Genomic DNA, 22,276 nt, shown 5'->3' on the forward strand with positions numbered 1-22,276 from the left:
ATGGCCGATTGAGGCAGACTAAACCGAACCGCCGGACAATTCATCCAGCAACCAGTTTTTCAGCGCCAGGGCACCTTCTGTCAGCTGGTCGTCCGGGCGACCGACGAGGTAAAAGTTGTTCGGGGCAGGGATGCTGAATTCTTCTAGCACAACAAGTTTTCCTGATGCCAGCATGGGCTGGATCAAGCGTTTCCACCCCAATGCAAGCCCGGCCCCTTTGCGGGCCAACTGCAAGGCCAGCGCATAGCTGTTTACGCGCGACTGTACCGGTACAACTCCGGTATATCCGAGGTCGTGAAACCAAGATGGCCAGGTGGTCCAGGTGTTGTCCTGCGTTTCAAGGTGGATCAGGCGACGTTCGACCAGGTCTTCCAGGCTTGCCCCCTTCAGTTCCAGGGCCATCTCGGGGCTACAGACCGGCGTCAGAGTATCGCGGTACAGTTTAGTATGGTTCAGCTGCGAGTTCACGTCACGACCGTAGCGGATGAAAAAGTCGATATCCGGCCTGTCCGAGAATGGCTTGTCCTGTGCCATCTGGTTCACTTTCACGTGCGGGTAGTCCTGCCAGAACCGGATGACCGACGGAGAAAGCCACAACGCCGCCACAGCGGTAGTGGACCCGACCGTCACTGGATTTTCTGAATCGCCGCTGCGAATCTTTTCGAGCACCTTCGATATCTGCCGGAACGACGAACCGAGCACCTCGAACAGGTCCTGGCCATCCTCGGTCAGTTCCACGCCCCTGTGCTTTCTGACGAACAGCGCCGAACCCAGTTCACTTTCCAGCGCCTTTATCTGGTGGCTGACAGCGCCCGGCGTAACCGACAGTTCGCTGGCCGCTTCTTTGAAGCTGAGATGCCGCGCGGCGGCCTCGAAGGCCGACAAGGTCGTGAGAGGTGGAAGATTATAGTGGCGTCGTGACATGGTTGCTGCGTTGCTCAAAAGGTAGAGGTGAGTTACATTCATCCGAATGTGAGAAATTTTGCAATTGAAATCTATGTTTTTTCCTGCTGTTTGCGATCGGGTACAGGACCAAAGTCGACCGAGAACGAACAGGATGTGTGATGGATACACAAGTTGCCCGCCTCGTGCGCAAAACACGGCTAAGCCCGGACACGTCCGATTTTTGCTTTGAAATCGAAAACGGCCGCTTCACAAGCCTTCAACCCGGCGCACATGTCGATATCCATCTGGCCGACGATCTGGTGCGGCAGTATTCACTGTGGAGCTGGAGTCAGGACGGCTGCGTAATCAATGTCGCCGTCAAACGCGAAGATGAAGGGCGTGGCGGCTCGGTGGCCATGCACTCGCTTCAAGAAGGGGCGATGGTCGAAATCGGCGGGCCGCGGAATCACTTCAAACTCGAAAACCACGATCGGCATGTCACGTTGATCGCAGGCGGCATCGGGGCAACTCCGCTGGTTGCAATGGCGCGGGAATTGATGAACCGCGGGCAGGATTTTCGGGTCTACTACCTTGTAAGGTCAAGAGAATTTGCAGCGATGGACGCGCAGTTCAGGGCCCTTGGGCTGGATGAATGGTATCATTTGCATTGCGATGACACAGACGGCTGGTTTGATCTGGCATCGGTCATGCAATCGATGCCCGTCGGTGCGGATGTGTATACCTGCGGACCTGAACCGATGCTGAACGCTGTTCTGGAAGCAGGTGCATCCTTGCGTGGCGGGGCAATCCATTTTGAACGATTTGCACCCGCTTCTGACATCGACCACGATCCAAACGCGGAATTTCAGATCGAAATTCAGTCAACCGGCGCGGTCTACCCGGTCGGAAAAGAGGAAACTATTCTCGGAGTATTGCAAAACAACGGCGTGCAGGTCGATTTCGGCTGCTCTGAAGGGTTGTGCGGGTCATGCATTGTTGACGTAGTGTCAGGGCAGGTCGATCACCGCGACGGAATACTCACACCGCAAGAGCAGGAAAGCCACGAATTCCTGTGCACCTGCGTTTCGCGGGCCAAGTCCGATAAACTGGTCCTGAAGCTGTGAAGGACGCAGTGGTCACAACAAATCATGTCGTCGCATTGTTCTCGCTAACATCGCAATCGAGTGAATTCGGTGGTCGCTTCATGTGATCGAAGTGTCGGATTCTCAGGTTAGAACATCTCACCCTTGCTATAGGTTTTCCGAAACTGGAAACCCAATAACCACTTAAGATGCTGCGACGACATTCAACCACAGGCTGACTTATCACCGGGATCGGTGATGACAGCAGGCAGCGAGCAATCGGGAGGAAATTTGCAGTAAGAGACGTAATGGGAGCACGCGTTGTTACTGCAAGCCCAAGTTTGGGCTGAACACAACTCAACATCGGTTCGTGCATCGTGCATGATTGTCCACGTCGTGCAACGCGATGTTTTCCAGCATTTTTTCAGAAGAACAAAGAACGACACACTCGAGGAGGAACGTGCGATATGTCGATACCCGAACCTTTCACGGACGTTGAAATAGAAACGGCTGATTCCGGATTCTATGAAAACTACAGCGTCCCAATTGCCCTGATCAGCAAAGCCATCATGGTCGGGCTGGTGCTGTGGGCCCTGGTTTTCCCAGCGAATGCAAACAGCACATTGGGCAGCCTGAACAGCCAGTTGCTGGAAGTCTTCAACAGCTTCTACATCGTTATTGTCGGTTTTTTCTTCTTTTTCCTTGCGGTTGTTGCGATCATTCCGTCCACGGGTCGTAGGATCATGGGAACGCCGGGGGAAAAGCCCGAGTTTTCGAACTTCTCATGGTTCTCCATGATGTTTGGTGCCGGTCTTGGTGTGGGGCTCATGGTTTTCGCCACAGCAGAACCGCTGGGCCTTTGGGGGTCTAACCCTGTGGTTTTGTCGGGTGAAGTTGCAGGAAATGACCCTGAATCCGTTCAATCGGCTTATCGTTTCACTTTCCTGCACTACGGCTTTCACGCCTGGGCGATCTATGTGGTAACCGGCCTGTCCCTGGCCTACTACGCCTATACACGCGACATGCCTCTGACGATCCGCTCTGCGCTGACACCGTTGTTTGGCCGTTTCGTCAACGGCTTTTTCGGCCACGTGGTTGACGTTTTGGGCGTTGTCGCAACGATCCTCGGCGTGTCCGTAACCATCGGCTATGGCGTCAGCCAGTTCATCGACGGCCTTTATGCCATCACCGGCATGCAGTGGATCATGGATCTGGGCGGCGAGGTGCCGACCCCCAGCAAGGTCGGTCTGATTTCAGGCTTGGTCGTTATCATGGGCCTGTCGATCATTTCGGCGGTTTCCGGTGTCGGCCGGGGTGTCAAGTACCTGTCCAACCTGAACCTGGTGCTGTCGATCATCCTGCTGGGCACTTTCGTGGTCTTCGGTTCGTTTGTCTTTGCCATGACCACTTATGGCACTGCGATGATCGACTACATCCTGCACTTCCTGTCGCTCAGCTTCAATGCCTATGGCCCGCTGTCGGCCGAAGCATTCGCAGCGGCTCTGCCGGCCGAGGCGCAAGCACATGCCGCAGATCTGATGGGTGGGGCGACCAATGCCTGGGGTAGCTTCGACGGCTTCAAAAGCGGTCTGGAAGGTGCAGCGGCCGAGTTGGACGAAGCAACCTTGGCCGCGGCCTACGCTGCGGGTGAGCAAGGTCGTCAGTTTGGCTGGCAGGCAGGCTGGACCACCTTCTACTGGGCGTGGTGGATCGCATTCTCGCCCTTCGTGGGGCTTTTCCTGGCGCGCATCTCCAAGGGTCGGACCGTCCGCGAGTTCATCTTGGGCTGCGTGTTCGCGCCTGCGCTGGTGTGCTTTGCCTGGATGACCGTTTTGGGCGGCACAGCGATCGATCTGGAACTGGCAGGCGCGGCAGAAGGTGCGATCATCGGCGCATCGAACACCAACAAGCTGTTCACGACATTGTCCTTCATGATCGATGGTGGGCTGCTGTCCATGCTGAACGTTATGTGCGTGATCCTGATCATGACCTTCCTGGTAACCTCGGCGGACTCGGGTATTCTGGTGATGAACACCATCATGTCGGGTGGTAGCCAGGAAACCGGTATCAAGCACCGCATCATCTGGGGTGTGATCCTGACGGCAGTGATCGGCGCGCTGATCCTGGCGGCGGGTGAAAACAACCCTATGGATGCGCTGCGCAATGCCATGATCATCGGTGCGCTTCCGTTCACCATGGTGATGGGCCTGATGTGCGTATCGCTGGCCAAGGCGCTGTTCCGCGACAGTCAGCGTGACAAGCACTCTGCCAACAGCGCGCAGGCAGCCGAGTAAGGCGTAGGCACAAGAAAAAACCTGGTCAGGCCGCCCTAACTGGGCGGCCTGTTCTTTTTCGGTAAAGCGTCGCCCTTGACGTGAAAAACTCCAATATCACCCCGGGGCTAATGCCGTAATGAACGGCGAACCAGGTCTGCCCCCTACCGACCGGCCGAATACCCCGTACTTCCGCCACCTCTGGCTGCTGAGGTGACGGTTTGCGCACCGGACCGGCGAGGGCCGCATCACCAGTCACGGTCGATTTCCTTGCGGCTGCAACTTTGGATGCAGGACTGCCTTAGGGCCGCGGGCAGGGACTTAGAACTTTCGTCGAATGTCCCTGCGAAGGGTGGAAAGTTAGTCTTTCGATCATGCGCGTACTCACAGGCATTCTGATGCTGCTTTTCGGCGGCCTAGTGATTTTGGCCGAACCTGTGTCGCGCGATGATATCGAATCCTACATCCGCGCGCCGTTCGCATTGGGGGCGGCGTTGTACGAAAACGGCGTCTACAGTCTGCTGAACTCCGGCGGGGCCGATGCAGGCTATGTCTTTGAATCGAACCCATGGCGCCATTGCCCGGTTTTTCAGGCGCACCAATCAACATGTTGATCGTGCTGGATCTTGAAGGGCGTTTTCTTGACGTGCAGTTGATTGAACATAACGAACCGTTCTTTGTTTAAGGGCTCGGAGAGCCCCTTTCCACAAATTCTTCGAGCAATACAGGGGCCTTTCGATCTCGGATTCCATCGTTGTTGGAACCCCGTACGGCGGTGCAGCAAGCGGGTCGTCATTGGTCTATCTGGACGGGGTTACAAAGGCGACGGCAAGTTGTGCGGATCGTGCATGAATCGGTCATGGGCGCTGCTTTGACAGTCGCGCGCGAGAAAATGCAGGGATTGGCAACCGCGCCGCCTGCATTTCCGGATCCCGATTATCAAGAAGAACTCAACTGGCAGGATCTGATCGATCAGGGCATCGCCACATGCAAGGTCTACACGAATGCGCAAGTTGACGCTCTGTTCAATGGCTCCCTTTGGGAAGATGACGATCCCGAGCCGCAGTACAGTCCCGACGACCCTTATCTGGATCTGTGGGTCGTGGATGTGGGCCCAAAAGCCATCGCTCGCGCTGCCTTGACCACGGACAGTTATGAAGAGGTGCAGCGCTTCATGGAAATTTCGGACAATGACGAGCCGATCCTTGTGATCGAAACGGTGCGCCATGGTCCGGTCAGCGAAGACTTTGTACGCAATACCGCGCCGGACTGGATTTCGGCCGAGCAGAGCGGATTGCCGGTCGCTCTGCGTGATGCCGATCTGCTGGTCGAGTTGGCGGATAACATGCCAGATGGCGTTGCCATGATCCTGCGCACCGACCGGCGCCTGGGGTTCGAACCTTCCTGAGAATGGGTGTTGAAGGTTCTTGCAGTTCGCGAACATGGCATGTTCCAGCCTGAAACAGGATCCGTCACTTTGGATGGTGCACATATCTCACCTGAAAGGTTCTTTGATCGACCAGAACAGATTGTTCCGGCACAGCCCTGGCTTGAAGCGCTGCGAAATCGCCAGTTGGATCTGGTTTTCCTGGGTGTGTTTCTGGCAGCACTGTTGGCCGTTTAGGCCCTGCGAATGAATGCCCTTGCGGCGCGACCATTGTTCACTCCCGTACGTCTTGGCGTTCTTGCCCTTGTCACAGTTTTCGTGGGTTGGTGGGGGCAAGGGCAGCTATGGATCGTCACGGTCTTGGGGGCATTGCGTACGGCATTGGACGGCGGCAGTTCTGCCTTCCTGTTCTATTATCCGTTCTCGTTGCTGATCTGGGCCGTGACCCTTGCGGGTTTGATTGCTTGGGGCAGGGGATTGTTCTGCGGATGGCTCTGCCCTTTCGGTGCCCTTCAGGAATTCGCACATCATCTGGACAAAGCCCTTCGTATCCCTCGGATTGAACCGTCAAAAAAATAGGCAACCGTCTGAAATGGTTGAAATACGCGGTACTGACGGCCGTGCTCGCGTTGTCTTTGCCGCACCTGATCAGGTCGATAAAGCGGCAGAGGTTGAGCCCTTCAAAACAGCGATCACGACCTTCTTTTTTCGCGAATGGTATTATGTCGCCTACGCCATCTTCTGGCTGGTTCTGGGAATGGCGGTGTTCAAGGGCTTCTGCCGATATGCCTGCCCCTTGTGCGTGTTCCTTGCGATCGGTGGGTTGCTTCGGGGCCGCGACTGTATCGAACGCCGCGCCGAATGCGGGTCACCCTGTCAGCTACGCAAGGTCAAATGCAAATTTGGCGCGATCACGCAAGCCGGGCAAATTCAGTTTGATGAGTGTTTTCAGTATCTCGACTGCGTCGCCATATATAACGACCGCAACCGCTGCGTTCCCCTGATCGTCGCGGCTCGCCGCCGCACGAGAGAGGTTGTAGCCGAATGATCAACCGTCGCCGCTTTCTGGCCATATCTGCCGCAGCACTGGCATCTCCGTCTCATGCACAGCCTATCCGTCGGCGTGGCTACGCCATGGGGGCCGAAATCAACCTGACACTGGATGCTGACCCTGTGGAGGCAGAACATGCCATTGCCGCTCTGCGATCCATTCTGGAGGAATGCGAGGCGCTCTTCAGCCTGTATCGCCCGAACTCTGCCCTGTCGGAGCTCAACCGGAAAGGGTATCTCAAAAGCCCCGATCCCGCTTTTGTGTCTCTTTTGACAGCGTGCAGCGCGGCTTACGACCTCACAAATGGTCGCTTTGATCCCACAGTTCAGCCAATTTGGCTTGCCGCGTCCGAGAATGAGGCTCAACACGCGCGAAGGCTGATCGGATGGAACCGCGTAGGTCTAACTAAAAAACTCGTGCAATTGGGCCCTGATCAAGCGCTTATCCTGAACGTCATCGCTCAAGGTTTCGCCACCGATCTGGTCGTTCGCGCCTTGCGCAAAGCCGGGTGGGAAAAGGTTCTGGTCAATATCGGAGAGTATTATGCAAGTGGTCGTCAGCGGCTGCTGGGCGTCACGGATCCAGTGCACCGACTTGTCGAAGTCACGCATTTGAAGGACCGCGCCATTGCTACGTCCAGCGCTGACGTCATGCGCCTGCGGTCGGGCGGCGCTCACACCATCGACCCGATGGGCGGAAACGCACCGCTTTGGTCAACGGTCAGTGTCCAGGCACCGGATGCTACGACGGCAGACGCGCTTTCAACAGCATTCCGTCATGCTTCCGAGGCTGAAATAGCAGCGACCCTTGCGCAGGCAGCAGGTGATGGCATCGCGATCTGTGTTCGCCCCAATGGGAAAGTAGTCATGCTTCAAGGTTAAAAAGCCCCGTATCACACCGGGGCTTTTTCGATTTTCCCGAACAATTCTTTACAAGCAGTCTTCAACCGCGCGTTTGGTCATGACCGAAACAAGATGCGCTCGATACTCCTTGCTCCCATGCAGATCCGCAATCATGTTCGCCGGGTTTACGCGCAGGTCCATAAGGGCATCAGGGCGAAATTCCTTGTTCAGCGCCTGTTCAGCCTCGGACCACCGGAAAACGCCGTCCTCGCTCGCGCCGGTTACCGCGACGCGCACCCCGTCCGCAAAGCGGGCCAGGTAGACCCCGACAAGCGCAAAACGCGAGGCTGGCTGAAGGAACTTCCGGTAGCTCGCCGCTTGCGGCACCGGGAAACGGACCGATGTGATGATTTCACCCTCATCCAGCGCCGTCGTGAACATTCCCTGGAAAAAGTCATCGGCGGCAATCTGGCGGGTATTGGTCACGATAGTCGCCCCTGATCCCAATACCCCTGCCGGATAACAGGCCGCAGGGTCATTGTTGGCAACCGAGCCGCCAATCGTCCCGCGGTTGCGAACTGCCGGATCGCCAATCTGACCGGCCAGCGCTGCAAGCGCTGGATACGAGCCCACGGCCTCGCGGGCGACGACAGCGTGGGGCGTCGCGCCACCGATCGACACCGATCCGTCATCCTCGATGCAAACGCCTTGCATCTCGGGAATTCCGCTCACCGACACCAACTTGGACGGGGCCGCCAACCGTTGCTTCAATGTTGGGATCAGCGTCTGTCCGCCTCCCAACGCCTGCGCATCCTCTGCTGCCAATGCTGCAACCGCGTCAGCAATGGTCGAGGGCTTCTCAAACTCGAAATTGTACATTTCGTTCTTCCTTTCCGAAAAGGCGCTGATCCGCCCTTCATCTGGCTATAAAAATCCCGGGGAGCGCGAGGGGCTGGCCCCTCGCACCTTAACCTCTCAACCATGCATCGCCGTCCAAACGCGTGACGGGCTCATCGGCATGTCGATATGATCAACAGCCCTTCCACCTGAGTTCAACGCATCCAGCACCGCGTTGACCACCGCAGGCGGTGAGCCGATCGCACCGGCCTCGCCGCAACCCTTCACACCAAGCGGATTGTGCGTACACGGCGTCTGGCTGGAATGATCTACGCCGTAGAATGGCACGTCATCCGCACGCGGCATCGCATAGTCCATGAAGGACGCACTCAGCAGCTGGCCGTTCTCGTCATAGGCACAGTTCTCCAGCAGGGCTTGACCGATGCCCTGACCAATACCGCCATGCACCTGGCCATCAACGATCATTGGATTGACGATATTGCCAAAGTCATCCGCAGCCGTGAACTTCTCAATCGTGACCTGACCTGTGTCTGGATCAACCTCGACCTCACAGGCATAAGCCCCTGCCGGGAAAGTAAAGTTGGCCGGGTCGTAAAACGCGGTTTCCTCCAGTCCCGGTTCAACTTCCAGCGGATAGTTGTGCGGTACATAAGCCGTAAGGGTCACATCCCCCCACGCCACCGACTTGTCGGTCCCCGCAACACTGAACTGACCGTCCTTAAGTTCGATATCTGCCTCGGACGCTTCCAGCAAATGGGCTGCAATCTTTTTGGCCTTGTCGATCACCTTCTCGGTGGCCTTGACCATAGCCGAGCCGCAGACCGCCAGCGAGCGTGAGCCATAGGTGCCCATGCCAAACGGGATCTTCGAGGTGTCCCCGTGCACGATCTCGACCATTGACTCGTCGATGCCGATCATGTCGGCCACGACCTGCGGGAATGCTGTTTCATGGCCTTGCCCGTGGCTGTGTGCGCCAACCATCACACTTATCGAACCGGTGGCGTTCACCCGAACTGTCGCCGCGTCGTAAAGTCCCGCACGGGCTCCCAACATGCCGACGATATTCGAAGGCGCGATACCACAAGCCTCGATATAGCAATTGACGCCGAGACCGCGCAGCTTGCCTTTGGCCTCACTCTGCGCGCGTCGTGCTGCAAAGCCCGCCAGATCAGCCGCAGCCTCAAGCTTGTCCATCGTCCCGTTGTAATCCCCGGTGTCATAGGTCAGCGCCACCGGCGTGTCATAGGGGAACTGGGTGACAAAGTTCTGTCGCCGCAGGGCGATCGGATCGACACCCAGTTCGCGCGCGGCTTTGTCGATCACACGTTCCAACTGGTATGTCGCCTCGGGGCGGCCCGCGCCGCGATAGGCGTCCACCGGCACCGTGTTGGTGAACATCGCCTTCACGTTCACCTGAATGACCGGCGTCTTGTAGTTGCCTGCCATCAGCGTACCGTGCAGCCAGGTCGGGACCGAGCTGGAGAAGGTGGACAGATAGGCGCCCAGATTGGCGTATGTGTTGGTGCGCAGCCCGACGAAATTGTTGTCGGCATCCAGCGCCAGCTCGATCTTGCTGACATGGTCGCGGCCCTGTGCATCCGACATGAACGCCTCGGACCGGCTGGCCGTCCACTTGACCGGACGGTTGCAGGCCTTGGCGGCGAAAGTACAAAACGCTTCCTCGGCGTAGTGGAAGATCTTGGTGCCGAAACCGCCACCCACATCCGGCGCCACGACGCGGACCTTGTGTTCGGGCAGGCCGAGCACAAAGGCGCACATCAGCAGCCGGATCACATGCGGGTTCTGCGACGTGGTATAGAGCGTATACTCATCCGTGCCCCGGCTGTATTCCGCCACGGCCACGCGCGGTTCCATCGGGTTGGCGACCAGCCGGTTGTTCACCAGTTCCAGCGTGGTGACATGCGCGGCGTTGGCAAACACTTCGTTCACCTTGGCATCGTCCGCCTCACCCAACTGCCAGTCATAGCAGATGTTGTTCTTCAGATCGTCATGGACCAGCGTCGCGCCATCCTGCGCGGCTGCCTTCATGTCGATCACCGCGGGCAGTTCTTCGATATCCACATCGATTGCCTCAGCCGCGTCGCGCGCCTGTTCAAGGCTGTCGGCCACAACGGCAGCAATCGGATCGCCAACATGGCGCACTTTGCCTTGCGCCAGAATGGGGTGCGGCGGCTCTTGCATCGGCGCGCCGTGCTTGTCGGTGACTTCCCAGCCGCAGGGCATGCCGCCCACGCCTTCGAAATCCTTGCCGGTAAACACCTTGACCACTCCCGGCATGCCTTCGGCCGCCGAAGTGTCCACGGACTTGATCCGGCCATGCGCGATGTCGGACCGCAGAAAATGCACATAGGCCTGGCCATGTACGTTGATGTCGTCGGTATAATTGCCTGCTCCGGTCAGAAAGCGTACGTCCTCGCGCCGCTTGGAACTGGCTCCGATGCCACTGTCTTTGGGCATTGCTTATTCTCCTCCCATAAACGGATGCTGCTGCATCCCTCACTCATCCCACGGGCGTGTTTCCGACGCCCGCAGCGGCATCATTCCGCAGCGATGCTGCCCACATCCTGGCCGGATGCGGCCATGATCGCTTTGACGATGTTGTGATACCCAGTACAGCGGCACAGGTTGCCCTCCAGATACTTCCGGATTTCGGCCTCGGTTGGGCGCGGGTTCTCTTTCAGCAGCGCGGCGGCGCTCATCACCATGCCCGGAGTGCAGAATCCGCATTGCAGACCGTGGTGATCCTGAAACGCCTGCTGTATCACGTTCAGTGAGCCATCCGCTGTTGCCTGGCCTTCGATCGTGCCGACATCGGCCCCATCTGCTTCGGCGGCCAGCATGTTGCACGATTTCACCGCTTCGCCATTCACATGCACCACGCAAGCTCCACATTGCGCGGTGTCGCACCCCACATGCGTGCCCGTCAAAGACAGATGATCGCGCAGAAAACCGGACAACAATGTCCGGCCCTCGACGTCTCCGCTTACGGCTTTGCCGTTCACGGTCATGGAAATTTTCATGACTTTCTCCTCCCTGAATTCCAAAGGATCAACCGCCTAACACGCGCTTGATCCAACCTTTCTTTTCTTCCCCGGTCTCGCCTTCTTCCGAGGTTTCGGGCTCGGGCACATCCTGAGGTTCGACCGCGTTCTGGAAGTTCTCAAAGAACTGGTCGGCCATTTTTCTGGCAACCCCATCAATCACGCGCCCCCCCAACTGAGCCAGTTTGCCACCGACGCGTGCATCGACCGCGTAGGTCAGTAGTGTGCCTTCGGGGGCATCCGACAAGGTGACGTCGGCCGCGCCTTTGGCAAATCCGGCGGCTCCTCCCTTACCTTCACCCGATAACTTCACGCTTTCAAGCTCCACGAGATCAGAAAGGGTCACAGAGCCTTTGAACGTCGCTTTGACCGGGCCTACTTTCTGCACGACGGTGGCCTCGAACCCGTCTTCGACCGAGCCTGTCATCTCCTGACATCCCGGCACGCATTCCTTCAGAACATCTGCCGACAAAAGCGCGGCCCAGACTTTGGAACGCGGCGCGGCGATGACGCGGCTGTCATTGAGTTCCATTTCACTTCTCCAAGTATATTTTTGTTACGCTACGCGGTGTTCGCAGCCTTGCCTATAAGACCTTGGGTGTAGTCACCGCAGCATGGGCGGCGAATGTGTAAGGCCGTGACGTTTGAAGATTTCGGCGATGCGCCCATCCTGCAACGCCGCGTAAATGGCATCGTCCACAGCATAGCCGAGGCCGCGATAGGCGAAATGAACGGCCACGCCAGTGGTCCATGGACTGACGGCAAAACCGGGCAGGGGTGGGGTATGGATGTCAAGCTCTGGCGTCAGCCTGGCCTCAAGGTTTTCGCCGGCAGCCACCAGATTGAAACGCGCGTCAACACCCAGCTCTTCGGCGATCAATGTTCTGGTGTCGATATCCACGCCCTGTATCTTGCCGTCTCTCTCATAGGACCACGGGGCAAACTCGTCATGAGCCGCAAATTTGATATAGCCGCGCGCGACGATGGTATCGAGATCAGCGCCAACGATATCCCGGCTGGCGTTTTGTGGTTTGGGTTGAGGCACATGATCCTCGCATCGGGCCATCGCCATTCCGTTTGAAAGAGTGGCAGCCAACAGGGAGAGAAAAAATGTGCGTCCGATCATGTGTCTCAGTCTGCCGTCCTATTGCGCGGCAGACAATCCAATTGTCAGTTGCTCCGCCGCCTATGAGAAATCAGGGCTGTCGCCCGAGATCAGAACAGCGGCGCGAAAGGCCACGCTGTCAGCCGCAGGGCGCCCGATCCTGTTTCCACAGTGCCGGCAATCTGGCTGAGATCCGACGACTGAAGCGCTGCGGCATCACCTTCCCCGCCGTCGGCCATCGCGGCCAGCAGGTCGCGGGGCGACGTCTCCGTGCGAAAACGCCATGCCACCTGCGGTCAGGCCAGCCAGCGCTGTGTTGAAAAACACAAGACCCATCGTCTCCTCCTTCTGATGCTGGCTCTGGTCTTAGCTCAGGGAAAACCATCGTGAAATTCGACCTTGTTTGCAGATGAGCCGCTGCGTGCGACTAAGGTCGAATGGCATGCCGCCCAAGGACTCATTTTAGTAGAGCAGCATCGGAGGAGGAGCAAACACGGCCATTTTTTTGCGTCTTTGCAACTCTTGTTCTGTTGCCAATGGTTGCTGCAGCTGAGGTCTCTGTATCTGCTGTCTATCTTCATCAACAGGTCAGACGACCACCGGTTTTGTCGAACCTTGACCCATTGCCCGACGATCTGGGCACGGCAGGTGCAGAACTGGCTTTGTCAGACAACCTGACAACGGCCAAGTTTCTGGGCCACACGTATGAACTGACAGTTTTGACCGTCCCGGAAGACGGGAATTGGCTTGATACGGCGCGCCGGGCCTTGTCCCAGACAAGCTTCCTGATATTGGACGCTCCGGCGCAGGCGCAACTGGCGGTCGCTGATCTTCCCGAGGCCGCCGACGCCATCTTGCTCAACGCGTCTGCCCGCGACCGCGACTTAAGACATACCGCCTAGCCGTGCCAACCTGCTGCACACCATGCCGTCCGATGCGATGCGCACGGACGCTCTGGCACAATTTCTGGTCAAAAGGCGCTGGGACGATCTGGTTCTGGTCGCCGGAGAACACCAGTCGGACATGGCCTTTGCTGACGCAATGAAACTGTCCCTGACCAAATTCGGACTGGAAATTCGGGCGGAAAAGACCTGGCGTTTCGATGCTGACATGAGGCACAATGCGGCGCAGGAAGTTCCTGTTTTCACGCAGGATTTCGTGGACTACGATGTCACGTTGGTCGCGGATGAGCTGTGCGACTTCGCAAGATATATACCGTTCAACACATGGGAACCCAGGCCGGTCGCAGGTTCGGAAGGGTTGCGACCGGTCACGTGGTCGCCTGTGGTCGAGCAATGGCGCGCGGTTCAGTTGCAGAGCCGGTTCGCCGGTTAAGCAGGCCGGTCGATGAGGCCAATCGACTATGCGGCATGGGTTGCGTTTCGGTCCTTGGGCGAGGCCGTGGCCCGAACGCAATCTGGCGATCCCGCGGTTCTGCGGGACTACATTCTGTTGGAAAAATTTGAACTGGCAGGCTTCAAGGGCCGGGCGATGAGTTTCCGCGCCTGGAACGGTCAGTTGCGCCATCCCTTCCCGCTGATGACGGATCGAGCGGTCGTGGCCCTCGCACCGCTCGCGGGTTTCCTGCACCACAGGACTGAACTGGACACTCTGGGAATTGACCAGGCCGAATGCCTGTGCACGGCCTTTAGCGAGGACTAAAGATAAAGTTTTCCGTCTTTTTGGCCGCTGCTGCATTTTGCACTCCGGCGGTTTCGGACGAGATTTGGATCAGCAATGAAAAAGACGACACGCTCAGCGTGATCAATATCGAAACGTTTGAAGTGATCCGCACCCTTAAAACCGGAGAACGACCACGCGGGATCACATTTTCCAAGGACTACTCGGTTCTCTACATCTGCGCGTCAGATAATGACTCGGTGCAGGTCATGGATCCTGAAACCGGAGAAGTCTTTTATGATCTGCCGTCGGGCGAAGACCCCAAACAGTTCGTTTTGCACCCGAATGATCGGCATCTGTACATCGCCAACGAAGATGACGCAATAACAACTGTCGTCGACACGGTATCGCGGACCGTAATTGCCCAGATAGACGTGGGTATCGAGCCGGAAGGGATGGCGGTCTCACCTGACGGCACGATCGCTGTCACCACGTCCGAGACCATCAACATGGCTCATTGGATCGATGCCGAAACACAGGAGTTGTTCGCCAACGCCCTGGTGGACTCGCGCCCGCGCCACGCGGAATTCGTCAAGGGCGGAACCGAACCTTGGGTCAGCTCTGAAATCGACGCCGGAAACTGAATCAAGCTCCTGAATTTCAGCGGCAATGGTGGTCGGTAGATTTTTGGGCGGCCTGAAAGGTCAAGGAAACATATCCCTGCATTCTGGGCGGGACGTCGCGGGACAGACCCGTTCCGAACGACGCGTGCAGGGCCAAATGGCGCAACCGTATCAAGATCATGTTCGTCCGGGAGAAGGATCGGCGCCGCGTCGCAAACCGTTGCGACAGATGCCCGAAAGTGGCCCGATAAGTCACCGCTGGTGCCGCCGAAACCATGAGTGTGGAGCCCGGATGAAATGCGCGAATTGCCCCCACGACCATTGTGCAATTTCGCCGACAGACCCGCCTGCGAATAGTTGCCGTGCCAACAGCTCTGACCTGTCGGCGATTCGGTGCGGAGGGAAGACACAAGTCTAGGGAGGACACTGATGAACCGGTTCACAATGGCGGCAGTTGCAAGCGTGATTGCAGTGGGCACGGCCCATGCAGAAGTTACCGAGGACGATCTGGCCAACGACCAGTCAATTGCGACCCAGGTCGTGACAAACGGGATGGGACGCCACTTGCAGCGCTACAGCCCGTTGGACATGCTAAACAAAGACAACGTCAAGAACCTGTTGCCGGCCTGGGCGTTCAGCCTTGGTGGCGAAAAACAGCGCGGGCAGGAAACCCAGCCGCTGATCTATGGCGGCATGATGTATATCACCGGATCGTATTCGCGCCTTTATGCAATTGATCTGGAAACCGGCAAAGAGGTCTGGCGATACGAGGCGTGCCTGCCCGAAGGCATTCTGCCTTGCTGTGACGTGGTGAACCGGCGTGCCGCCATCTACGGCGACAAGGTGATTTTCGGCACCCTTGATGCCCGGATTGTGGCCCTGAACAAAGACACCGGCGACGTCGTGCGGCGTGATAAAATCGCGGACTACAAGGCGGGGTATTCTTACAACGCAGCTCCGCTGATCGTTGACGGGCTGGTGATCACCGGAAATTCCGGTGGTGAGTTTGGCATCGTTGGCGCTGTGCAGGCACGGGACGTGAACACCGGTGATCTGGTATGGGAACGCCCGGTCATAGAAGGCCATATGGAGACGCTGAACGGTGAAGAAAGCACCATGACGGGCGAGTTGAATGCGACGTGACCCGGCGACATGTGGAAGACCGGCGGTGGCGCAACCTGGCTGGGTGGTTCCTATGACGCGGACACGGATACGCTTGTTTTCGGGGTCGGAAACCCGGCGCCGTGGAACTCGTGGCTGCACAATGCGGGCACGCCGACGGAAGGTAACGCCGGAGACAACCTTTACGCGGCCAGCCGCATCGGAATCGATCCGAAAACCGGCGAAATCAAGTGGCATTTCCAGACCACGCCGCGCGAAGGTTGGGACTATGACGGTGTAAACGAGGTTGTTGCCTATACCGACCGTGAAGGAAACAAGCGTTACGCAACCGCCGATCGCAACGGGTATTTCTATTTTCTGAACCGCGAAGACGGTGCCTTTGTATCGGCTAATCCGTTTGTCAAAGACATAACATGGGCGTCCGGCGTGGATGAGACCGGCCGACCGGTCTTTGTCGAAGAAAACCGCCCCGGGGATCCGTCGTCAGCGGCTGATGACAAGAAGGGTGAAGTGATCTTTGCATCGCCTTCTTTCCTTGGCGGCAAGAACTGGATGCCGATGTCCTTTTCGCAACGTACCGGCAATTTTTATGTACGGTCGAACGAATGGGGCATGGATATCTGGAACCAGCCGATCTCGTACAAGAAGGGTGCCGCCTATCTGGGCGCAGGCTTTACGATCAAACCCAACTACGAAGATCACATTGGGTCTCTCAAGGCCATCGATCCGGATGCCGGCGAATGGGAATGGGGATACAAGAACAACGCGCTGCTGTGGTCAGGCGTGATGGCAACAGCCGGTGGCCTGGTGTTCTTTGGCGCGCCTGAAGGTGAGTTTATCGCGCTGGACGACGAGACCAGCGAGAAGCTGTGGTCGTTCCAGACCGGCTCGGGCATCGTCGGGCAGCCTGTGACCTGGGAACAGGATGGTGAACAATATGTCGCGATCATTTCCAGCTGGGGCGGCACTGCACCGCTCTGGGGGGGTGAGGTGGCCAAGAAGGTCAACTATCTGAACCAGGGTGGTACCTTGTGGACCTTCCGCCCGCCAAAGGAACTGGCATCGGCGAACTGACACGGGATCCAGCAAAACCCTGATGCGTACCTCTGATCCGGGGTGCGCGTTACTATACGACCTTCCGCCAGTATGCGTGGTTTTCATTCATCGCTAGGATTGGTTAGGCTGGAGACCATTTGAATGCAAAAGGCTATACCAGATGCTTGCTGAATCCGCCGCGCGCAATAATTTCGAAAACGTGCTGATCGTTGATGACCATCCATTGTTTTGCGACGCCTTGTCGATGACCTTGCAAAGTGTGGCTCAGATCCGGAAAATCCATACGGCAGACCGGCTGGAGGACGCCTTGGATCTGCTGGCAAGTGGGCTGAAACCCGATGCGGTCATGCTGGACCTCAATTTGCCGGATGTGGACGGACTGGAAGGTTTGATCCGCTTGAAGGCTGCCGCAAACGCACCGGTGATCGTGGTGTCGTCGCTGACGGACAACCGCGTTGTCAGCCAGGTGATACAGGCCGGCGCATCTGGCTATGTCCCCAAGCACAGTCAGCGCGACGTGTTCCGCACTGCATTCGAGACAGTGCACGCCGGTGACGTTTTCGTGCCTGAGGGCTGTGTTTTGATTGACACAGAGGAAGAGGACGAACACGACGAAGCGGTCAAACGACTGGCGACACTGACAAATCAACAGGCGCGCATCCTGCAACTGATCTGCGAAGGCAAACTGAACAAGCAAATCGCCTATGACTTGTCGATTGCGGAAACGACGGTCAAAGCGCACGTGACAGCAATAATGCGAAAACTGGGTGTTCAAAGTCGTACGCAGGCGGTTCTGATCGTCAAGAAAGCGTCCTTTGCCAGTGTCTTGCAAGACCAAGGCTAAGCGTCATACTCTCACGTCATCGTCGCGCTTTTAGGGAGGAGGCACGATGGACCAAGCAGTCGGGTGGGCAACAGCCCGGGCCCGTACGCCAGGCATCGTCAAAACGGCTTTTGCACGCCACGACACCGGGCAGTCGATCGAGACCCTCAGACGCCAGTTGGGTGATGACCCACTTGCGCTTGTCATTCTTTTTGTCAGCCCGAACGCCGATGCATCCGTGGTGATCGCGGATGCCGAGCGCGCCTTTGCGCCGACCCCGATTGTTGGTTGCACCACCGCCGGAGAGCTGGCGGATAGTGGGTATTGCGAAGATCAGATCGTCGCGATCGGCCTGCCGCAATCCCATTTCGACATACGCACGGTTCTTGTTCCGGATCTGAACGAATTCGAGTCCGACAGCATCATCAAAGAGATGATCCACAACAGAAATACGATGATGGCGAACGCACCCGACTGGAGCCATGAATTCACGTTCCTGATGATTGACGGGTTGTCGACAAAAGAAGATGAGCTGACGTCGGAATTGGCTGTGGGGCTGGGGCCGGTGCCATTGTTCGGCGGTTCGGCCGGGGATGGAACCAAATTCGGGCGCACTTATGTTCTGTATCAGGGGCAGGCAAGAAGCAACGCAGCCGTACTCACGCAGGTTCGCACGCGGTGTCCGATCAAGGTGTTCAAGACCGATCACCTTCTGCCCACCGCCTATCGCATGGTCGTGACCAAGGCAGACCCGGCAAAACGCATCGTTCAGGAAATCAATGCCGAACCCGCTGCCCGCGAATACGCCCGTATTCTCGGCAAAGACCCGGAACAGCTCACCACATTCACATTCGCGGCCCATCCAGTCGTTGTGCAAATAGGCGGGCAACACCATGTCCGCGCGATCCAGCAGGTAGCGGGAAATGGCGATCTCGTCTTTTTTTCGGCGATTGACGAAGGCTTGGTCCTGACGCTGGCAGAACCTCGGGACATGGTTGAACATCTACAGGAAGAAATCAGCCTGTTGACCGAGAAGCAGCAACCCGACACCATTTTGGGTTGTGACTGCATCCTTCGCCGGCTGGAGGCCCAGCAAAAGCAGAAGACGCACGCGATCTCGGACATCCTGTCTCGCCATCACGTGGTCGGTTTCTCGACCTATGGAGAGCAATTCAATTCGATCCATGTGAACCAGACCCTGACCGGCGTGGCGATATACCCGCCCGAGAAAGAGTAAGGTATGATCGAGCATCTCACAGACCCCTCGGACTCCCTTGAACGTCAGAACGAAAAACTCAGGAAAATTGCCGAAGCCCTGATGCGGCGGGTCGAAGAATCCACCAATGCCTCTGGCGCGGCTTATGCTCAGTTCCAACGGGCGGCGGTGCTTGAACAAGAGGTTCGCGCCCGAACGGATGACCTTGAGCGCGCGCTTGAACTTCTGAATGACTCCAACGCCAGGTTGGCGCAGGCCAACAAGGAAACCGAAGCAGCGCGCGCAGATTTGGCAAATGCGATCGAAACGGTGCAGGAAGGCTTTGCCCTGTTCAATCGTGACGAAGAACTGGTGCTGTGCAACAGCAGGTTCGGGATGCATATGCCCGATATTCAGGAACAGCTGAACCCCGGCTTGTGTTTTGCCGACTACGTGGAACTGGTCAGCCGATCCAGGTTCCTGTCCTTGCCAGAGACAATGACCCCAGAGGACTGGGCCAAAAGCCGTCTGGATCGTCACGCAGATGACCACGTGGTGTTCAATGTTCGTCTTTCGGGCAATCGGTGGACGCAAGTGTCAGAACACCGCACGCCAGACGGGGGCACCGTGATCCTGCAAACCGACGTGACAGATATCATGCGGATCGAACGGCAAGAAAGGGATCGCATTCTTGACGACAAGGCGCGGCTGATCCGCGCCACGCTTGAACATATCGATCAGGGCGTCTGTATCTTTGACAACAAGCACCGCATGATCGGGTGGAACACCCGCGCAAGCGAGCTTTTGGCCATACCGATCACTCAGTTTCAGATGGGCATGCGGTTTGAAACCCTGTCCAATCGCCTGGGCGACAACATCAGCTTTCAGAAAGGCATAACCGAGGCGGATCTGCTGGATTGGGTCAGCCGACCAACCTACCGCCGCCCTCTTCAGTTCCAGATGCATCAGGGGCGATCGAAAATCCTGTCGGTCTTTGCGCAGGAAATGCCAGACCGGGGCTTTGTGATTTCCTTTACCGATGTAACTGCGGAACGGAGGTCTGCGCAGGCCTTGTATGAAGCCAAGGAACTTTTGGAACAACGTGTGGCGTCACGCACAATGGAGCTTGCGGATGCGCTGAACGAGGCTGAACGGGCGAACGCGTCAAAATCGCGTTTTGTGGCCGCCGCCAGCCATGACCTGTTGCAGCCTCTGTCTGCTGCAAAGCTCTATGTTGCGTCACTGGGCAGCGGTTTGGACACTGACACCGCCCGGACCGTTGCAGCAAAAGCAGAAAGCGCCCTGAACAGTGTCGAACACATTCTCGAAGCCCTGCTGGACATCTCAAAGCTGGATTCCGGGCGGGCCAAGGCGCATCTGTCCACAGTGTCGGTGGGCGAGCTTTTCTTGCAGATGGAAGACGCATTCAAGCCCGTCGCCCAGGCCAAGGGTTTGAGTTTGCGTTTTGTTGACACAAAGGCTCTGGTCACAAGCGATGCCAGTTACCTTCGGCGTATATTGCAGAATCTGCTGTCAAACGCGATCCGGTACACCGAGACCGGCAAAGTTCTTGTTGGTGTCAGGCATCGCAAGAACGCAATTGCTTTGGAAGTCTGGGATACGGGCATTGGCATAGCATCAGATCAAAGAGATATCGTGTTTCAGGAATTTCAGCGTTTGCATTCAGATGCCAGCGCCGCCGAAGGAATGGGGTTGGGTCTTGCGATTGTCGAGCGGGCCTGCGGGTTGCTACAACACCCTATCCACCTGTTTTCCGAAGTTGGAAAGGGCACGGGGTTTTCGGTCGAAATACCTTTGGCCCGGGTGAAACCAGAGGTTTTTCTCTGCTCTTCAGTGGTACAAAAACCAAACTTGAATGTGCTGGGCAACACCGTCGCCCTGTTGATCGAAAACGATGAAAACCTGCGCGGCGCGTTGACCATGACCATCGAATCCTGGGGCGTCGAGGTTCTGGAATGCGAAAGCGAAAGCGAAGCGATTGGCCTTCTGCGCGAAATAGGCATCCTGCCAGACTTTGTTGTCGCCGACTATCAATTGAACAACGGAAAAACAGGGACGGACGCCATGCGTGCCCTGACGGATGAATTCGGGCATTTGCCCGGCTGTATTATCTCAGCCAATCGATCACAAGAGCTTGTTCAGCAGTGCAAACAAGCAAAGCTGCCGCTGTTTTACAAACCGATAGATCCGCAACTGCTAAAATCGACGCTGGAGGCCTCGGTCGCGCGCGTCATCTGAGTTTTCCGGTTGTCGCACATTTCCAAGTTCGGCCGGGTGTCTTTCAGAAGTCTTCCGTCCGCGGGTTGGCGTTGGTCTGATCCAGCATCGACACAACTTCCGCCTTCCATCCCGCTTTTATTTTCAGCGCCAATTGCGAAGGGGGGCGGTGATCCGGCGACAGGATGGCGTATTCGTATCTGAGGGGGTCCTTGAAAGGCAGAAATACAACACGGCCATGCGAGATATTCAGCTTCCGTTCCGTCGCAACAGTCAACGGATCGACAATCGAGCAGCACTGCCCCGATCCAACAAACGGAATGAGCGGAAGAAAATACTGGCACGTCACACTAGGTTTGTAAGTGGCGGCAACCATCTGAAAAGCGCGCTGCACTTTCTTCTGAAAAGGGTGGGTGTCATACAGTCCACCCATTGGCACATCATCGAGATCCGAAATCGTCACAGCCTTTTTTTGCGCCAACGGATTGTCCCGATCCATTGCGCAAAAGCAGTCTCCGCTGATGATCTCTGCTGTAAATTGTGGCTTCTTTCCGACCGGGTGTTCGAAATCAGCAAACCCGAAATCAATGTTCTGAGTGCCTGCAAGTTCCATTATCTGTGGCGAACTGCGGGTGGACAGCGTAACCCGGATGTCCGGATTCCCGCCAACTGAACGGCTTATGAAATTCGGGAAGGCAAAAATGGACGGTCCCGGCATGGCGGCAATGTTCAGGCTGCCTGAATTTCCTTTAAGAAGACCGTGCATCGTACTGGAAACCGTAGATAATCTGTCCAGTATTCCGGTGGTTTCTGCCAACAGGTAATGCGCCTCTGGCACTGGGATCAGACGCCGGCCTTTTCGTTCGAACAAGGTCAGTCCCAGACTCCTTTCCAGGTTCTTGATTGCCAGGCTGATCGCGGGTTGTGTCCGGTTCAGCTTCTTCGCGGTTTGAGAGATGGACCCGGTTTCCATCACCTCACGAAAAACTGTCAATTGAGCAAGGTTCATATCTAAAACATAAGCTAAACTTTCATTTTGTTAAATATAACAAAT

General features: G+C 56.9%; 22 protein-coding genes and 3 pseudogenes. 17 read left to right on the top strand and 8 right to left on the bottom strand.

The features are described from left to right. Positions 1–18: 18 nt before the first annotated feature. Positions 19–924, bottom strand: coding sequence for a LysR substrate-binding domain-containing protein (locus tag I9185_RS09125; RefSeq protein ID WP_209834007.1), 906 nt, complete (start codon positions 922–924; stop codon positions 19–21). 140 nt (positions 925–1,064) lie between these two features. On the opposite strand from I9185_RS09125, the gene I9185_RS09130 reads away from it, so the two are divergent. From I9185_RS09130 to I9185_RS09145, 8 genes are all read left to right on the top strand, one after another. Next, positions 1,065–2,009: a PDR/VanB family oxidoreductase gene (locus tag I9185_RS09130; RefSeq protein WP_210092868.1), complete on the top strand. Its 945-nt coding sequence runs from the start codon at positions 1,065–1,067 to the stop codon at positions 2,007–2,009. 425 nt (positions 2,010–2,434) lie between these two features. Further along, complete coding sequence (locus tag I9185_RS09135; protein ID WP_171723715.1) at positions 2,435–4,261, top strand: BCCT family transporter; 1,827 nt, start codon at positions 2,435–2,437, stop codon at positions 4,259–4,261. Between the two features lie 353 nt (positions 4,262–4,614). Beyond that, positions 4,615–4,854 (top strand): hypothetical protein, encoded by a 240-nt coding sequence (locus tag I9185_RS20570; protein ID WP_348539724.1) that lies wholly within the window; start codon positions 4,615–4,617, stop codon positions 4,852–4,854. Positions 4,855–5,099: 245 nt separating this feature from the next. Continuing rightward, complete coding sequence (locus tag I9185_RS20575) at positions 5,100–5,648, top strand: hypothetical protein (protein WP_348539725.1); 549 nt, start codon at positions 5,100–5,102, stop codon at positions 5,646–5,648. Positions 5,649–5,657: 9 nt separating this feature from the next. Continuing rightward, entirely contained in the window at positions 5,658–5,864 is a 207-nt protein-coding gene (locus I9185_RS20580; RefSeq protein ID WP_348539727.1) for a hypothetical protein, read from the top strand. Between the two features lie 9 nt (positions 5,865–5,873). Further along, positions 5,874–6,206 (top strand): 4Fe-4S binding protein, encoded by a 333-nt coding sequence (locus I9185_RS20585; RefSeq protein WP_348539728.1) that lies wholly within the window; start codon positions 5,874–5,876, stop codon positions 6,204–6,206. 13 nt (positions 6,207–6,219) lie between these two features. Next, positions 6,220–6,675, top strand: coding sequence for a hypothetical protein (locus tag I9185_RS20590; protein WP_348539729.1), 456 nt, complete (start codon positions 6,220–6,222; stop codon positions 6,673–6,675). After that, a complete protein-coding gene (locus I9185_RS09145; RefSeq protein WP_210092869.1) occupies positions 6,672–7,559 on the top strand; it encodes an FAD:protein FMN transferase in 888 nt (295 codons plus the stop codon). The genes I9185_RS20590 and I9185_RS09145 overlap by 4 nt, the downstream gene beginning before the upstream one ends. Positions 7,560–7,607: 48 nt before the next feature. On the opposite strand, the gene I9185_RS09150 is transcribed toward I9185_RS09145, so the two are convergent. The 6 genes from I9185_RS09150 to I9185_RS09175 all read right to left on the bottom strand — a co-directional run bounded on the left by I9185_RS09150 (position 7,608) and on the right by I9185_RS09175 (position 12,835). Beyond that, on the bottom strand, positions 7,608–8,399 hold the full coding sequence (locus I9185_RS09150; RefSeq protein WP_210092870.1) for a xanthine dehydrogenase family protein subunit M: 792 nt from the start codon (positions 8,397–8,399) through the stop codon (positions 7,608–7,610). A gap of 96 nt (positions 8,400–8,495) precedes the next feature. Then, positions 8,496–10,856: a xanthine dehydrogenase family protein molybdopterin-binding subunit gene (locus I9185_RS09155; RefSeq protein ID WP_210092871.1), complete on the bottom strand. Its 2,361-nt coding sequence runs from the start codon at positions 10,854–10,856 to the stop codon at positions 8,496–8,498. Positions 10,857–10,936: 80 nt separating this feature from the next. Then, on the bottom strand, positions 10,937–11,419 hold the full coding sequence (locus I9185_RS09160) for a (2Fe-2S)-binding protein (RefSeq protein ID WP_152460328.1): 483 nt from the start codon (positions 11,417–11,419) through the stop codon (positions 10,937–10,939). 28 nt (positions 11,420–11,447) lie between these two features. Next, positions 11,448–11,972: a carbon monoxide dehydrogenase subunit G gene (locus tag I9185_RS09165; RefSeq protein ID WP_209834000.1), complete on the bottom strand. Its 525-nt coding sequence runs from the start codon at positions 11,970–11,972 to the stop codon at positions 11,448–11,450. A gap of 72 nt (positions 11,973–12,044) precedes the next feature. Beyond that, the gene (locus I9185_RS09170) at positions 12,045–12,566 is read right to left on the bottom strand and encodes a transporter substrate-binding domain-containing protein (RefSeq protein WP_210092872.1); all 522 of its coding nucleotides are present in this window, start codon (positions 12,564–12,566) and stop codon (positions 12,045–12,047) included. 89 nt (positions 12,567–12,655) lie between these two features. Next, a complete protein-coding gene (locus I9185_RS09175; protein WP_209833996.1) occupies positions 12,656–12,835 on the bottom strand; it encodes a hypothetical protein in 180 nt (59 codons plus the stop codon). A 315-nt stretch (positions 12,836–13,150) separates the two neighbouring features. Between I9185_RS09175 and I9185_RS20395 the strand changes: the two genes are divergently transcribed. The 9 genes and pseudogenes from I9185_RS20395 (at position 13,151) to I9185_RS09210 (ending at position 21,243) form a co-directional block, all read left to right on the top strand. Next, positions 13,151–13,447 (top strand): hypothetical protein, encoded by a 297-nt coding sequence (locus I9185_RS20395; protein ID WP_245223503.1) that lies wholly within the window; start codon positions 13,151–13,153, stop codon positions 13,445–13,447. 22 nt (positions 13,448–13,469) lie between these two features. Further along, a complete protein-coding gene (locus I9185_RS20400) occupies positions 13,470–13,880 on the top strand; it encodes a hypothetical protein (protein ID WP_245223504.1) in 411 nt (136 codons plus the stop codon). 12 nt (positions 13,881–13,892) lie between these two features. Continuing rightward, positions 13,893–14,207 (top strand): hypothetical protein, encoded by a 315-nt coding sequence (locus tag I9185_RS20405; protein WP_245223505.1) that lies wholly within the window; start codon positions 13,893–13,895, stop codon positions 14,205–14,207. 2 nt (positions 14,208–14,209) lie between these two features. Then, positions 14,210–14,794, top strand: a pseudogene (locus I9185_RS09185) (PQQ-dependent catabolism-associated beta-propeller protein); the annotation flags it as partial. Between the two features lie 143 nt (positions 14,795–14,937). Continuing rightward, positions 14,938–15,039, top strand: a pseudogene (locus I9185_RS09190) (IS5/IS1182 family transposase); the annotation flags it as partial. A 178-nt stretch (positions 15,040–15,217) separates the two neighbouring features. Further along, positions 15,218–16,984 (top strand): annotated as a pseudogene (locus tag I9185_RS09195) (PQQ-dependent methanol/ethanol family dehydrogenase). Between the two features lie 142 nt (positions 16,985–17,126). Then, on the top strand, positions 17,127–17,810 hold the full coding sequence (locus I9185_RS09200) for a response regulator transcription factor (protein ID WP_171635969.1): 684 nt from the start codon (positions 17,127–17,129) through the stop codon (positions 17,808–17,810). Positions 17,811–17,856: 46 nt separating this feature from the next. Continuing rightward, a complete protein-coding gene (locus tag I9185_RS09205; RefSeq protein WP_171723722.1) occupies positions 17,857–19,026 on the top strand; it encodes an FIST N-terminal domain-containing protein in 1,170 nt (389 codons plus the stop codon). 3 nt (positions 19,027–19,029) lie between these two features. After that, positions 19,030–21,243: a PAS-domain containing protein gene (locus tag I9185_RS09210; RefSeq protein ID WP_210092873.1), complete on the top strand. Its 2,214-nt coding sequence runs from the start codon at positions 19,030–19,032 to the stop codon at positions 21,241–21,243. A 43-nt stretch (positions 21,244–21,286) separates the two neighbouring features. Here the strand turns inward: I9185_RS09210 and I9185_RS09215 are convergent, their stop codons facing one another. Further along, positions 21,287–22,231: a LysR family transcriptional regulator gene (locus tag I9185_RS09215; protein WP_210092874.1), complete on the bottom strand. Its 945-nt coding sequence runs from the start codon at positions 22,229–22,231 to the stop codon at positions 21,287–21,289. Positions 22,232–22,276 lie beyond the last annotated feature (45 nt).

Origin of the sequence: Ruegeria sp. HKCCSP346, from assembly GCF_017872595.1 — a bacterium.
Classification (GTDB): domain Bacteria; phylum Pseudomonadota; class Alphaproteobacteria; order Rhodobacterales; family Rhodobacteraceae; genus Ruegeria.